Here is a 14,611-nt window from a genome sequence, read left to right on the forward strand (position 1 = left end):
AGGACATGCCGTCGTCCTCCTCAGCCGCTGTGTCACTCGCAGCCACCGAGCCGTCACCCACGAGCCCGGTGCCGACCCGCACGTCAAGATGCACCCGATTCTTGACGACCTTGCCTTCGGGAACGCGCCGAAAGAACCAGGTGCGCCGGCATCCGCCAGACATGACGGATGAGCAGTGGGATCGCAGCCCCGCCTCGGCGGCGGCCGGGCGCGGAGCGGGCCCCGGCCGCAGATGGCCTGCGTGATCGGCGTCGTCATCACAAGGCTGACCGGCAGCTGAACCGCAACCAGGTGGCGCTCCTTCCCGCTGGCGGCGTCGGCAGCCAAGGCGAGCAGCTCCCCCACCGTGAACGCTTCCTCTTCCAAGCCCGCCCAGGTGGCGATCCCGTACCCGACAGCGTGCCCGGCCGCCGCTTCTTCCTCCAGGACGGCGAATGCGTCGCGCATCGCCTGGTGCAGGGCGGGACGGTTGCCGGAGTGGGTCGCCAAGTAGCAGAAGGAAGGCATCTTCGCCCAGCTCAACGGCCTGCTGCGGGAACGGGTGCGGCACAAAGAAGGCCGAAGCGCACAGCCATCGGCCTGTGTGATCGATGCGCAAAGCGTCAAAATGTCGACCAGCGTTCCCGACGCCAGCCAGGGCACCGATGCCGGCAAGAAGATCGTCGGCCGCAAACGGAGCATCATCACCGACACCCTCGGCCTCTTGCTGGCAGTGCTGGTCACCGAAGCCAGTGTCCAGGACTCCGCCGCAGGCCAGACCCCCCTCGACCAGGTGGCCGCCACCCATCCCACGATCCGCAAAGTCTGGGGCGATGGCAGCTACCGCAAACACTTCGTCGAACACGCCGCCATCCTTGGCCTCGACCTCGAAATCGTCCAACGCCCGCCCGGGACCAAGAGGTTAACTCCGATCCCGAGACGCTGGACGGTCGAGCGAACCTACGGCCGGCTCATGCCCCCCACCGCCGCCTGGCACGCGACCACGAAACCCTCCCCGCCCGATCCGAAGCCATGGTCCACCTGGCCATGACCGACTTCATGGCCCGCCGCCTCACCGGCGAGAACACCATCTCCCGGCGCAACCCGACATCAACGGATCAAATCTGCATCACGGGATAAAACAACGGGAGAAAACGACCTATCAAGAGAGCGTCCTGTCCCGGCGATGGCGTTTGGTGGCTATTCAGGAGCAAGAGGTTCAGGGGCAGTTGGGGCAGCTACGGGTGCTGGGCTGGATATGGCAGCAGGCAGGATCCGTCAACCCCTTTCGGCCCGTTCACAGCGATGTCATGACGTGCTTGATGCGGGTGTAGTCCTCGAAGCCGTAGGCCGAGAGGTCCTTGCCGTAGCCGGACTTCTTGTAGCCACCGTGCGGCATCTCAGCGACAAGGATCATATGGGTGTTGATCCAGACGCAGCCGAAGTCGAGGCGCTTCGACATGCGCATCGCGCGGGCGTGGTTCTTTGTCCAGACCGAGGAGGCGAGGGCGTAGTCGACGCCGTTGGCCCACTCCACGGCCTGGTCCTCGTCGGTAAAGGACTGGACGGTGATGACCGGGCCGAAGACCTCGTTCTGGATGATCTCGTCGTCCTGCTTGAGGCCGGAGACGACGGTAGGAGCGTAGAAGTAGCCCTGGTCACCGACGCGGTGACCGCCTGCCTCGACCTTGGCATGCGGGGGGAGCCGGTCGACGAAACCGCTCACTTGGGCGAGCTGATGGCTGTTGTTGAGCGGGCCGAAGAGCACGCCCTCCTCGTCGATGCCACCGGTTTTGACATCGGCGGCTGCCTTGGCCAGCACGGCGACGAACTCATCGTGGATGGACTCGTGCACCAGCACCCGGGTGGCGGCCGTGCAGTCCTGTCCGGCGTTGAAGAAGCCCGCGGTAGTGATGTCCTCGACGGCCTGCGTGATGTCCGCGTCGTCGAAGACGACCACGGGTGCCTTACCGCCGAGTTCCAAGTGGACGCGTTTGACGTCCTTGGCGGCGCTCTGGGCGACCTGGATGCCGGCGCGTACGGAACCGGTGATGGCGGCCATGGCCGGAACCGGGTGCTCGACCATGAGCTGTCCGGTGCTGCGGTCGCCGCACACGACATTGAGCACACCGGCGGGAAGGTCCAGCTTCTTCAGTACACCACCGACGATCCCGGCGAGCAGCACCGTGGAGGCGGGGGTGGTGTCCGAGGGCTTGAGGACGACCGTGTTTCCCGCGGCGATCGCCGGTGCGAACTTCCACACCGCCGTCATCATCGGGTAGTTCCAGGGCGCGACCTGCGCGCACACACCGATCGGCTCCCGCCGGATGATGGAGGTCAGGCCCTCCACGTACTCTCCCGCTGCCTTGCCCTCCAGCAGGCGCGCCGCGCCCGCGAAGAAGCGCAACTGGTCGACCATGGGAACGACTTCTTCGGTCCTGGTCACGGCTCGGGGCTTGCCGGTGTCGCGGCACTCCGCCTCGACCAGCTCCTCAGCATGTGCCTCGACAGCGTCCGCGATCTTCAGGAGCAGCGTCTGCCGGGTGCTGGGCGTGGAGTCGCGCCACACGGGAAAGGCCTCCGCCGCGGCTGCCATCGCCGCGTCCACGTCTGCCGCCCCCGAGAGCGGTGAGCTCGCGTACACCTCACCGGTGGTGGGGTCGACGACCGGCAGTGTGCGACCGTCCTTCGCATCGACGAATTCACCGTCGATGTAATTGCGCAGCGTACGGATTTCACTCACGACGTTCTGTGCTCCTCGTGGATCGGGAATCGTGGGGACACGGGCAGAGACAGGGATACGGGAAACCTGCTGTCAGGAAGCTTGTTGTCAGGCTGGCTGGACGGTGGCGATGACGCTGCGCCCCAGGGGTGGGAGGGCGGCCGTGAGACTGCGTTCCGGTCGTGCCGGGGTGCGGGGTCGGCCCGAACGGCGCGGAACTGGCGACTTCCGCGTCGGCGGGCCGTGCCGGAGGGAGAGCAGCTGAGGAACGGGATGACCTGGCCAGGCCCGGTCGTCCGTCCCAGGACAGTGACGCTATCTGCCACCCGCCCAGCCAAGAAGTGGTGGATTCATCCATAGTCCCGATGCCGTAGTGGATGGTCTGCACACTCCCCGGGGCGTGTCAGGGGGAGGCCCGTCTGCGGGGCACCGGGTGCGTCGAGGAAGACACTCATTGACGGGCGGCGGACATGTCCTTACTGTTGCGCCACGCGGTCGCCGGGCTGGCGCAGACCGCTTGTACTGGATCGTTCTCTCTCCTGGATCACGTGATCGTGATGGCGGGTGCGAACGAGTTCCGGAATGTCATGACCGTTGGCGACGGCTATTGGCTCCGCAGGTCGCACTCCGGCCTGTCCGCTCATGACGCAGATCGCAGTCCGCAGATCCCCCTTCTTTCCCCTCTGGGGCTGATCTCTGCCACGCCCCGCATTCGATCGCGCCACATACCTGTCATGGGTGTGCTCCGACGCGGGTCCGTCGTGTTCCAAGAAAGGCATGGCCACCATGAATGAGCAGTCACACAGAAGCATGAGCCGCCGGTCGATCCTGCGGGCGGCCGGAGCCACCGCGCTGGCGGCACCTCTCGCGGGGAGTCTGCTCACCGCGTGCAGCACCAAGTCGGCCCCGTCGGCCAAGCCGAACACCACGGTGACCGTCACCTCGTACGGCGGCTCGTACAACGACCAGTTGACGAAGACCCTGCTCAAGCCGTTCGAGAAGAAGTCGGGTGTGCGCCCGTCGCTGCTGGCCAACACCAGCCTCGCCGGGCTCAAGGCCCAGGTGCTGTCCGGCGATGTCCAGTGGGATCTGGTGGAGTTGACAGCGCCGGAATACCTCCAGGCTGTCGACGAGGGACTGTTGGAGAAGCTGGACTACGACGTCATCAGCGACAAGGGGCTGCCGTCCTATGCGAAGGCCGACTACGGCATCAAGTACTTGAGTTTCCTTTTCGTGATGGCCTGGGACCAGAAGCACGTTCCCGATGCGCAGGCGCCCCGGAACTGGGAGCAGTTCCTGGACCAGGGGCGCTACAAGGGCAAGCGTTCCGTCTACTCGCAGTTGTCAGACAGCTCCATCCTGGAGGCGGCACGGCTCGCTGCGGGTGTGCCGTTCGACAAGATCTATCCGCTCGACGTCGATGCCGCCCTGAAGTACCTGGCCCAGCACCCCGGGCGCGACAGGCTGATCTATCACACGGCCAACCAGGAGCCGATCCAGCAGTTGACTTCGGGTGAGGTGGCGCTCTCGACCAGCTTCAACAACCGCATCAATGCCGCCCGCAAGGATGGTGCGCGGCTGAACTTCACCGCCAGGAACAGCATCGTCGCAGGCGACTACTTCGTGGTCCCCAAGGGCGCCAGGAACAAGGAGGCGGCCTTCCGGCTCCTGGACTTCATGAGCAACGACGCCGCGGCCGGCGCCGACTTCATCCAGACCACGAACCTCACCCTGGCCAACACCCCGGCTCTGGCCAAGCTGCCGTCCTCGGTGGCCGACTCCCTGCCCACCAGTCCCAAGCTGGCGGACTCCATCCTGGTCCGCGACGACGCGTGGTGGGCCAAGAACCTCAAGGCGACCGAACAGCGCTTCAAGCTGTGGCAGGCGGGCAGCTGATGACGTCCACCGTCACGCGTGCCGCGGCGTCCGCATCGGCTTCCGCCGGTGGCGATGCGTCGCCGCGGCGTCGGCGCCCGCGCGGCACGTGGCTGCTGCTGCTGGCACCCGCACTCGCCTTCGACGCCGTACTGTTCCTGACGCCTCTCGGTAAGCTCGTCGCGGCGAGCACCCACGGCCATGCCTACCAGCGTGTGCTGAAGGACCCGCTGGTGTCGCGGTCGTTGCTCAACACCTTCGAGATCAGCGCACTGTCGACGCTCGCCACGGTCGTGCTCGGCTATCTGCTGGCCGTGGTGATCTGGCGACGCGGCCCGCTGGCCCGCGTCGTCCTCTTCGCTCTGGTGCTGCTGCCCTTCTGGACGGGCGTCCTGGTGAAGAACTTCGCCTGGGCGGTCCTGCTCCAGGACAACGGCCTGGTGAACACCGCACTGCAGGGGCTCGGTGTCACCGATGCCCCGCTGGCCCTGCTCCACAACCGCTTCGCCGTCGTGCTCGGCATGGTGCACTACCTGCTCCCCTATGCCGTCTTCCCGATCTTCGCGGCCCTGGCCGCGATCGACGACCGGCTCGAACTGGCGGCCCGGTCGCTGGGGGCGGGCGAGGCGTCGATCTTCCGCCGGATCATCCTGCCCCTGACGGTGCCTGGGGTCTCCGCCGCCGGTCTGCTGGTGTTCATCATCAGCACAGGATTCTTCATCACACCGGTCGTGCTCGGCGGGCCCGGCGACATGATGATAGCCAATCAGATCGACTTCTACGCACGGCAGTTGACCGACTTCGCCGGTGCGTCGGCGCTCGCGCTGCTGCTGACCGCCATCGTCAGCGTGCTCGTCGCGATATACCAGCGGATCCTTCGTGCAGGAGGCGAATATGAGGCCGGCTAGACCTCGACATGTGTCCTCGCTGATCGCGTCCGTGCCGGTCTTCGTCTTCCTGGTGGTGCCGACGCTGATCGTGCTGCCGATGGCGTTCACGGGCAGCCGCTACATCACCTTCCCGCCCAAGCAGCTGTCCATCGAGGCGGTCACCGGATTCTTCAGAGACCAGGCGTGGATGTCGGCCCTGTCCGCGAGCCTCCAAGCGGCCGCCATCGCGGTGGTGATCGCGATGCTGCTCGGCGGAACGGCCGCGGTGGCCCTGCACGGGCGAACGTTTCCCGGGAAGGCGGCGGTCACCGGTGTGCTGCTGGCACCGATGATCGTGCCCGCGGTGGTGCTGGCGCTCGCGTTCTACCAGTTCTTCATCTCCGTCGGCATGGTGGGGACGGTCCTGCCCATCGGACTCGCCCATGCCGTGATCGCCGTTCCGTACGCCTTCCTCACCGTGCGGGCCAGCCTCGCCGGGCTGAACCCGGCACTGGTCCGCTCGGCGAGCAGCCTGGGCGCGGGAGCGTTCTCCGTCATGCGGTTCGTCTATCTCCCGGTCATCCGGCCGGGGCTCATCGCGGGCGCCCTGTTCGCCTTCTCGGTGTCCATCGACGAGACGGTCATAGCGCTGTTCCTGCAGTCCCCGAACGCGACGACGCTGCCGGTGAAGATGTTCACCGACATCCAGTACAACCTGACCCCGAAGATCGCCGTGTCCTCGGCGATGCTCGTCACCGTCGCCACGCTCGGTCTGCTCGTACAGGTCTGCTTCACCATCCGCCGCCGCTCCGTGGCGCGGCTGCTCCCCTTGACCGCCCCCGAACAGACAGGGTGAACCATGACGACCACGACCACAGTCCGGGCATCCGCCCCGGTTCTCGACGAGGGGCGGCGCGGCGCCATCGACCTGCGGGGCGTCCGCAAGATGTACGGGAACGTAGCCGCCGTCGACGACCTTGATCTGTCGGTGGACCCCGGCGAGTTCGTCACGCTGCTCGGGCCGAGCGGCTCGGGCAAGACCACAACGATGATGATGGTCGCCGGCTTCGAGGAACTCACCTCCGGCACCGTGCTGATCGACGGCAAACCGGTGGACCGGCTGCCCCCCAAGGACCGCAACCTCGGTGTCGTCTTCCAGAGTTACGCCCTGTTCCCACACATGAGCGCCGGCGAGAACGTCGAGTTCCCGCTGCGCATGCGAGGGGTCCAGCGCGGCGAGCGGCGAAGGCGCGCGGAGGAGGCGCTCGCCCGCGTCGGTCTGGCCGGGCTCGGCGACCGACGTCCGCGCCAGATGTCCGGCGGCCAGCAGCAGCGCGTCGCGCTCGCCCGTGCCCTGGTGTTCAACCCTGCGGCCCTGCTCCTGGACGAACCGATGGCCGCCCTGGACAAGCGTCTTCGCGAGCAGATGCAGGACGAGGTCAAGACACTGCAACAGTCGCTCGGCATCTCCGTTCTGTTCGTCACCCATGACCAGGACGAGGCCATGTCCATGTCCGACAGGATCGTGGTCATGCGCGACGGCAGGATCGTGCAGGAGGGTGCCCCCGAGGACGTCTACGCGCATCCGCGTACCGACTGGGTGGCCAACTTCCTCGGCGACACCAACCTGCTGCCCTGCACGGTGCTCGCGCGCAAGGACGGCGAGGCCGTCGTCGACCTCGGCGCCTGGGGAGTGGGCCGGGTAAGGGACCGCGGGGCCCAGGGCGACACCTACGCGGTCTCCGTGCGCCCCGAGCACCTGCGGTTCGTCGACGCCGACCGCAGTGAGAACCGCGGCACTGGCCGGGTACTGTCGTCCACCAGCCTCGGAGCCACGATCCGCCACCGACTGCACGTGGGCGGCCAGGACGTGGTCATGCGCGAACTCGGCACAGGCTCGCGCGCAACCCGCGACCTCGACACAGAGGTGACGGTCGGCTGGTCCCCCGAGGAGGCACAGCTGCTCGTCCTGGAGCCCTGAGGACTGCTGGAACGAATAGCCCTCCCCCTCGTCCTTCTCCGCTCTGCCACCCCGGAGTGGAGAAGGACGAGGGTCAACGACGTCGAAGCAGTGGGTCCGGCGGATGCACGCCACGCAGGTCTCGCGTACGCGCTCAGAATGCTCGCGCAGTCGTACGCCGAGCACCCCGCTACCGCCGGGACGGGCGTCAGTCAACAACGTCCCGGGTCGATACATCTAGACGCCGTCGTCCGGGGCGGACGCACGGGCCCTGTGTCGGAAGGCGGCCCGGTAGGCGCTCGGGCGGTGGCCGGTGTGGCGGGCGAAGAGGGCTGCGAAGGTGCCGGGGTCCTGGTAGCCGACGGCCGTGGCGACGGCGGCGACGGTGCGGTCGGTGGTCTCCAGAAGATGGCGGGCGCGGCGGACCCGGGAGGCCTGCAGATGGGCCAGCGGGCTGCGTCCGGTCTCCTCGGCGAAGCGGCGCAGCAGCGTGCGGGTGCTGACCCGGAAGGCTTCCGCGAGCGCGGCAAGGTCGTACCGCTCGGCGAGGTTCTGATCGAGCCGCCGCATGACCCGCTGGGAGAACTCCCGGCCGGGCTGCGGGAGGAGACGCGGGTCGACGTACGGGGTCTGAGAGGTCCGTGCGTCGTCGACGAGCGCCAACCGTGCGGTGGTGCGGGCCACCCGGTCGCCGTTGTGTCGGCGGATCAGGTCAAGCGCGAAGTCGTACATGGCGCTGAAGGCGGCCGTGGTCGTCACCCCCCTGTCGGTGACAACCAGATACTCGGGCCGCACGTCGGCGGCCGGGCAGCGCCTGGCCAGTTCGCCGGCGTGCAGCCAGGAGGTGGTGGCCCGGCGCCGCTCGAGGAGCCCGGCCTCGGCGAGCAGGAACGCCCCGACGCAGAGGGAGACGACGGCGGTACCGGCGTCGGCCTGCGCGCGGATCGCCGCGATCTCGGGGGCGAGCCGGGCGAGCCGCGCGTCGAGGTCGGTGTCCGGGCGCAGTTCGAAGCCAGGGACCACGAGGACGTCGACCTCGCGCAAGGGACGCACCTCCAGGCCCGCGCCGCCCGAGGCGGTGACCCGGCGGCGGGGCGAGACGACCGACACCCGATAGCGGGGCGCGTCCGGTCCGGCGACATGCCCGGCCATCGTCAACAGGTCGGGGACGCCGAACACTTCGGACGCGAAGCAGTCCGGGTACGCCAGGACTCCGACCCGCAGCGCGCCCGGTCCGGCGCCCGGACCCGCACCGTCCTCCGCCTGCCGCGCCGCCCCCGCCATCGCTCCCCCACCCCCCTGCTGTCCCCGGCCCCAGCTCGCCGACCGCGTATCGCTCGCCCCCTCGCGTGTGGCGAGATTACCCCTGGCCTTGGCGATCCCGCCCCTCACCCGGCGGCCGGCCCCGGGACCAGGCTGGCCCCATGAGCGACGACGATCCGATCACCGACTTCACCCGCCGGAGCGTGGCCGTGGAAGGGGTGAACAAGACGGTGTACGTGGCCGGGGCCGGGCCCGCGGTCGTGGTGCTGCCCGAGATGCCGGGCATCAGTCCCGACGTACTGCGGCTCGCGCGCTGGGTGCGGGACGCGGGCTTCACCGTCCATGTGCCCTCCCTGTTCGGGACGGACGGCGCCTTCCCCACGGTCGAGGGCGGCCGGGAGGTCGTCCGCCGCGCCTGTGTCAGCGCGGAGTTCCGCGCCTTCGCCGGAGGCGGCACCAGCCCGGTGACGGTCTGGCTGCGCGGCCTGGCGCGCCAGGCCCACACCGCGTGCGGTGGGCCGGGAGTGGGAGCGATCGGCCTGTGCTTCACCGGCAACTTCGCCCTCACCATGGCCCTGGAGCCGGCGGTGATCGCCCCGGTGGTCAACCACCCATCACTGCCGCTCGACGACCCCGGCGGTCTCGAACTCGACGCGGGGGACGCACGGGCGGTGCGCGAACGGCTCGACCGCGACGGACTCACCGTCCTCGCCTACCGCTTCGAGGGCGACCGCTGGTGCACGGGGCAACGCTTCGCCACCTACCGCGCGCTGCTCGGCGACGCCTTCGACGGGCGCGTCCTTCCGGACACCGCCGCCAACCCGGCCCCGCCGCCCTTCTTCGCCGACCTGGTCGGCACCCCACACAGCGTCGTCACCGCCCATCTCGTCGACGAGGCCGGCCAGCCCACGGTCCGGGCCCGCGACGAGATCCTCGCCTTCCTCACGGCACGCCTGCACCCGCACGAGAACTGACCACTGCCCGCCACCTGACCGGGCCCTGGTCCGCCGGACATCGCAACCTCGCCGCCATCACCCTCGTCTGCACCCTCCTCCGGCTCGGCCAATGATCGACAAGACACTCCCGAGTACATCGGCGCTACAGGCGACCCGCTCGTCGGGCCCGGGCGGTGCTGCGCCGCACGGAGGGGCTCAAGCGGGCCACCGCCGTCGCCTGCGTCTCGGCGATGGGCAGAGGCCGCTGTGACGCGCGTACGGGTCGCTTGTGGATCGCCTGGCTCAAGTCACTCGGTGAGGGCGTGACGAGATCTCGGTGCTGACAGAAGTCACTGATCATGTGACTGTCACTTTGTTTACCCTGATCGGGCGCCGCGGGTGAGGGTGACGAGGTCAGCCATGGATGATCCCGGCGGTGGTGACAGCGCCGTCTTCAAGGCCCCGGTCGGTGAGGATCTTGCGGTATTCGCCGTTGCTGATGAGCGTGTTGAGGGCCCGCTGGAGGGCGTCGCGTAGTGCGGTGTTGGTTCTGTCCACGGCCATGCCGACGGGAGCCTGGTTGACCAGGTCGCCGTCTGGGAGGCCGAAGTCGCCGCCGGAGCCCTTGGCCTCGTGGACGGCGTACGGAAGATCGGTGACCACCGCGTCTATGGAGCCGTCGCGGAGCAGTCGCGGGATCGCGAAGATGTCCTCGGAAGTCTGTTTGATGGGTTTCGGGCCGCACGCCTTGTAGGACGCCTCCCGGACCACTTCCTCGTCGCCGTCGACATGCAGGCCGCAGAGGTCGGCCCACGAATGGATCTTCCGGGCCGTCTTCCACGGGGCGTAGACCGTGTAGCCGTAGTCGAAATAGTGGATGAAGTCGGCGCCTTGCCGTTCTTCTGCGTCGAAGGAGGTGTACTTCGAGCTCGGCATGATCACGTCATAGGTCGACCCAAGCTCCTGAAAGTCCCGGCCAGATGCTTCGATGCCGACGAGCTTCACCCGCAGACCGAGTCGGTCACCGAGCGCCGCGGCCAGGTCAGGGTCGGCACCGACCCAGTCGCCGGGTTTTGCGATGACGTCTCTGTCCTCGACAGTGCTGGTGTCGAGCCAGCCACTGTCGTCGGCGGCGGCAGCGAGATTGTGCGCGCTACCGGTACGGACACCTGCCACAGCGACCGTGAGGGTTCCGGGTGTCACGAGGTGGAGCTTGTTCGCCTGCTGGCTTTGGCTACCGTGCCCGCCCGCCGTCTCCTTGCCATCGCTGGAAGAATTGCCCAGGTTGTACGCCGTGATCGCGCCCAGCGCGGTGGCCACGATCATGGCCCCGGCGATCAGCCAGGAACGTTTGCGGCGAGACGGGGCGGCGGACGGTGGCAGAGGACCCGGCACCGCAGCTGGGGTCCGGGCGGTCTGGGTAGGCTGCTCTGCCTCGGGGAGCCTGGCTGTGGGCCCCGCACTTCCCTCCGCGGCAGCGGCCAGTATCGCGTCGAGCCGCTCGGCCGAGGGCCGCGCCGCCGGGTCGGAAACGAGGAGCTCCGTCAGCATGGGCGCCAGGACCCCGGCCCGGACGGGCGGCGGCACCTCGCCGTCGAGGACGGCCGCCACCGTGGCCAGCGGGGTTGGCCTGCGCAGTGGGTTGTGGCCCTCGACGCAGACGTACAGCATCATGCCCAGCGACCAAAGATCGGAGGCGGGGTCATCGTCCGCGCCCCGGATGCGTTCGGGGGCGAGGTACTCGGGAGTGCCGATGAGTTCTCCGGTCGCGGTCAGCGTGGATCTGGCGGCGGGATCCACCGAGCCGGTTCGCTGCAGGGCGGCGATACCGAAGTCGGTGAGTACCGCCTCTCTGTCCGGGCGCAGCATCACGTTGGCGGGCTTCACGTCACGGTGGCGGATGCCGGCAGTGTGCGCGGTGCGCAGCGCGGCCAGTACTTGACGGCCGATCCGGGCGGCCTCCTCCGGCGCCAGCAGCGTCCCCTCGTCCAGCAGCTCCGCCAGGCTGCGGCCAGGTATCAGCTCCATCACCAGCCAGGGGAAGGAATCCTCGCCCTCGTCAATGACGTGGTAGATCGTCACCACGTGAGGGTGGCTGAGCCGAGCCAAGGCCCGGGCCTCGCGTAGAACACGTTCACGCAGGACCCGCAAAGAGGCGGAGCCCTCGGGGGCCGGCTCCGAAGCGAGCGGACGGACCTGCTTGACCGCGACCTCCCGATGCAGCATCAGGTCGCGCGCCCGCCAGACCGTGCCCATCCCGCCGCTACCCAGCCGCTCCACCAGCTCGAAGCGCCCGTCAATGACCCGCTCGCTGTCGCCATCGATCACACAGGGAGCCTACGCGCCCGCCACTATTGGCGGCAGTCCATCGGCCGCCCAAGTCCAGGACGCTCAGGTCGAGTTGGTGGTATAACTCAGGGCTTCTTCAAGGCGTCGAACGTGCCGGTAGGTGATCAGACACGTGGCGAGGCCGAGGAACGCTTCGTGGATGTCGTCGCGTCGCTCCCAGCGGATCCGGAGCCGGCGGAAGCCGTGCAGCCGGGCGATCGTGCAATACGCCCGTACCTGGTGGTGCCCATGCCGAGCCGGCCTGCTGTCCTCTCGGCATGGGCACGGCGCAGAGCCAGGACGGCGGGGCCGCCGCCGGCCAGCTGTGTGCTGGTGGCGTGCGTCGGCCGGCGGATGACGTGCCATCGCTACGTAACGTGCCAACGGGGTTCGAGGCGGTCGAGGAGGACGTGGAAGGCTGCGTCGGCGCGGTCCCAGTCGCCGTCGGCCAGGGAGGCGATGAGAAGGCCGAAGGAGGCGTCCACCAGGAGAGCGGCTTCTGTTCGGGCGCGGGCTTCGGCCATGCCCAGGTCACGGAATACTGAGTCCAGCAGGCCGGTCCACTCGGTGACGATGTCGTGCATGACGGGTCCGTACCGGTCAGGGTGGAGCAGGCTTGCGGTCATGATCTCCAGGTAGAGCGGGAGCATGGCGCGCAGGTCGGGGGCGCTGAACTGCCGCCAGACGTTCTCCATGAAGCGGCGGAGCCCGGCCGGGTCCGTGGGGGCTCCGAAGGTGTCGAGCAGCGTACGTGCGCGCAGGAGCGGTCGCCTTTCGTACAGGGCCAGCGCTTCGGCGATCATGCGCTCCTTGGTGCCGAAGTAGTACAGGAGCATGCGGTCGCTGGTCCCCAGGGCACGGGCGAGCGGGCGGAGGGACAGGTCGGCCAGGCCGTTGCGGGTCACGTACTCACGGACCTGGTTGAGCAGGTCACGTCGCTTGGCCGGGTCGGGCGGGCGGGGCATGGGGGCTCCCTGTAGCGGTTACGTGGGCGGAGCAGATCCGAATGTCCGGTTCATTAATATTTGCCCTAGTCTTTACCGAAGCGGGTGCTACATGTATATTTTAACCGTAGCGACTGCTACGCGAATCCGAGGTCCCCGGCACACCTCCGGGCGGTCTCCGGCGGACATCCCCGTCCGGCCACGGCGGCCGCCGACAGTTCAGAAGGGACTGATCCCCATGGCCTTCCAGGCCATCGGCCTCACCACCACCTCTCGCAGGGGGTACCCCGCCCGGCTTCTGCGCCGCCGGCAGGGAGAGGCGGAGCGGAAGTCCGCCCAGCGCCGCGTTCAGGGGAAGGATCAGACGCCGGAGGCCGCGCCCACATCGTGGCTCGCCCGACAGCGGGCCATGTGGTCACGCGTCTTCGAGCCGGTGCGGCCGCTTGACGCTCCCCGCGGCCGCGCCAGCGCCTGGGACGCCTCCTGGCCCCTGCCCCGGGAACTGACGTCGGTCCGCCGGGCCCGGCGGCTGGTGACCGCGCAACTGAGCGACTGGGATCTGCAGGACCTGGTCGACACCGCCGAACTCCTGGTCAGCGAACTGGTCACCAATGCCCTGCGCCACACCCGCGGTCCGCTGCGCCTCAACCTGCAGGTGCGCGGCCCCCGCCTACGGTGCGAGGTCGAGGACACCGAGTCGGCCGGCCCTGTACGTCAGGTCGTCGACGTCGACGCGGAAAGCGGGCGGGGCACCGAACTGCTCGATCTCCTCGCCGAGGCCTGGGGCAGCACCCGAACGGCCACCGGCAAGACCACCTGGTTCGAACTGCCGACGAAGCTGACGCCATCGCCTCCCAACTGATCCACCGCGCCCACGCTGAGATCGGCTGGTACGTGTACGCCCCGGCGTCCGCGCTCGTCGAAGCAGACCGTGCCCGGCCGAGTGAGGTTCAGAACGCGGACCGGCTCACCGATCCCACGCCCCGGCGCGTTGTCACGGCTCGGTCCGCGATTGGGGTCTGGGCGTGCCGGCCTGGCCGGGTTGGCTGGCTGGCTGGCTGGCTGTTGATCAGTAGGTGGTCTGCCGGGCAGGTACCAGTTCGGTACTCGTCCGGCAGCGGGTTGGTCGGCGGGCTGAGCGGTCCGAGACCAGTGAGGCGATCGCGCAGTGGGTCTCGGCGTAGTTCCCGCGGTGGCCGGTGTAGCGCTGTAGCGGACGCCACTGCCGCAGTTCGGCGTTGGCGTGCTCGACGCAGATCCGGGCTGGGCTGCCGACGGCACATCTCGCGCCAGGCGTATTGCTCTCCGAGGGGCGCGTTGTTCTTCGGCTTCTTCGGCGGGTCGCTGACCTGGGCTGGGGATTCATTGGCCAGTCCTCGGTAGCCCTCGTCGACCTCGGCCCTGACCTGGGGGCCTTGCCGGAACTGCTCGGCCATGCCTTCGGTGCGCATCGCGGTCTGGTCGTGCATGCGGCCGGGTCGGTCCGCGGCCGACCAAAGCAGACGGCCCTGCCCGTCGCTGATGGTGGTGGTCTTGATGGTGTTCTGCTTCTTCTTGCCGGAGACGAAAGCCCGCCGTCCGGGCCGGTGGGCTCTGGGGCGGCGGACCTGGGTCTCGGCCCCGTCGATCCGCAGGGTGATGGGGTCTGCTGCAGGTTTGGGTGACAGGTTTGATCACGCGGCCTGGAGAGCCGGTGTGGTCATGACGGTTTCGTATTCGACGGGGGTCAGTCGGCC

General features: G+C 68.6%; 11 protein-coding genes and 1 pseudogene. 7 read left to right on the forward strand and 5 right to left on the reverse strand.

What is annotated here, in order from left to right; all coding sequences use genetic code 11:
* Positions 1-493: 493 nt before the first annotated feature.
* Positions 494-1,119: pseudogene (locus ABZ471_RS43905) on the forward strand (transposase); the annotation flags it as partial.
* Positions 1,120-1,276: 157 nt separating this feature from the next.
* Here the strand turns inward: ABZ471_RS43905 and ABZ471_RS43910 are convergent.
* Positions 1,277-2,722 (reverse strand): gamma-aminobutyraldehyde dehydrogenase, encoded by a 1,446-nt coding sequence (locus tag ABZ471_RS43910; RefSeq protein ID WP_359074764.1) that lies wholly within the window; start codon positions 2,720-2,722, stop codon positions 1,277-1,279.
* A 789-nt stretch (positions 2,723-3,511) separates the two neighbouring features.
* On the opposite strand from ABZ471_RS43910, the gene ABZ471_RS43915 reads away from it, so the two are divergent.
* From ABZ471_RS43915 to ABZ471_RS43930, 4 genes are read left to right on the forward strand one after another with little or no spacing between them, the layout of a single operon-like run.
* Positions 3,512-4,597: an extracellular solute-binding protein gene (locus ABZ471_RS43915; RefSeq protein WP_359074765.1), complete on the forward strand. Its 1,086-nt coding sequence runs from the start codon at positions 3,512-3,514 to the stop codon at positions 4,595-4,597.
* Entirely contained in the window at positions 4,597-5,484 is an 888-nt protein-coding gene (locus ABZ471_RS43920; RefSeq protein WP_359074766.1) for an ABC transporter permease, read from the forward strand. The genes ABZ471_RS43915 and ABZ471_RS43920 overlap by 1 nt, the downstream gene beginning before the upstream one ends.
* A 10-nt stretch (positions 5,485-5,494) precedes the next feature.
* Positions 5,495-6,301 carry an ABC transporter permease gene (locus ABZ471_RS43925; RefSeq protein ID WP_359074767.1) on the forward strand — a complete coding sequence of 269 codons (807 nt, stop codon included), beginning with the start codon at positions 5,495-5,497 and terminating at the stop codon, positions 6,299-6,301.
* A gap of 3 nt (positions 6,302-6,304) precedes the next feature.
* Entirely contained in the window at positions 6,305-7,426 is a 1,122-nt protein-coding gene (locus ABZ471_RS43930; protein WP_359074768.1) for an ABC transporter ATP-binding protein, read from the forward strand.
* Between the two features lie 216 nt (positions 7,427-7,642).
* On the opposite strand, the gene ABZ471_RS43935 is transcribed toward ABZ471_RS43930, so the two are convergent.
* Positions 7,643-8,689 (reverse strand): helix-turn-helix domain-containing protein, encoded by a 1,047-nt coding sequence (locus ABZ471_RS43935; protein ID WP_359074769.1) that lies wholly within the window; start codon positions 8,687-8,689, stop codon positions 7,643-7,645.
* Positions 8,690-8,829: 140 nt separating this feature from the next.
* Between ABZ471_RS43935 and ABZ471_RS43940 the strand changes: the two genes are divergently transcribed.
* Positions 8,830-9,642 (forward strand): dienelactone hydrolase family protein, encoded by an 813-nt coding sequence (locus ABZ471_RS43940; RefSeq protein WP_359074770.1) that lies wholly within the window; start codon positions 8,830-8,832, stop codon positions 9,640-9,642.
* Between the two features lie 375 nt (positions 9,643-10,017).
* Here ABZ471_RS43940 and ABZ471_RS43945 read toward each other — a convergent pair whose 3' ends face one another.
* Both ABZ471_RS43945 and ABZ471_RS43950 read right to left on the reverse strand, forming a co-directional pair.
* Positions 10,018-11,859, reverse strand: a complete 1,842-nt coding sequence (locus ABZ471_RS43945) for a protein kinase (protein WP_359074773.1) — start codon at positions 11,857-11,859, stop codon at positions 10,018-10,020.
* A 440-nt stretch (positions 11,860-12,299) separates the two neighbouring features.
* On the reverse strand, positions 12,300-12,896 hold the full coding sequence (locus tag ABZ471_RS43950) for a TetR/AcrR family transcriptional regulator (RefSeq protein WP_359074771.1): 597 nt from the start codon (positions 12,894-12,896) through the stop codon (positions 12,300-12,302).
* A 217-nt stretch (positions 12,897-13,113) separates the two neighbouring features.
* Between ABZ471_RS43950 and ABZ471_RS43955 the strand changes: the two genes are divergently transcribed.
* A complete protein-coding gene (locus ABZ471_RS43955; protein ID WP_359074772.1) occupies positions 13,114-13,737 on the forward strand; it encodes an ATP-binding protein in 624 nt (207 codons plus the stop codon).
* Positions 13,738-13,825: 88 nt separating this feature from the next.
* On the opposite strand, the gene ABZ471_RS43960 is transcribed toward ABZ471_RS43955, so the two are convergent.
* The gene (locus ABZ471_RS43960) at positions 13,826-14,542 is read right to left on the reverse strand and encodes a transposase family protein (RefSeq protein ID WP_359074774.1); all 717 of its coding nucleotides are present in this window, start codon (positions 14,540-14,542) and stop codon (positions 13,826-13,828) included.
* Positions 14,543-14,611: the final 69 nt, after the last annotated feature.

The organism is Streptomyces sp. NPDC005728 (genome assembly GCF_040630895.1).
In the GTDB taxonomy this organism is placed as follows: domain Bacteria; phylum Actinomycetota; class Actinomycetes; order Streptomycetales; family Streptomycetaceae; genus Streptomyces.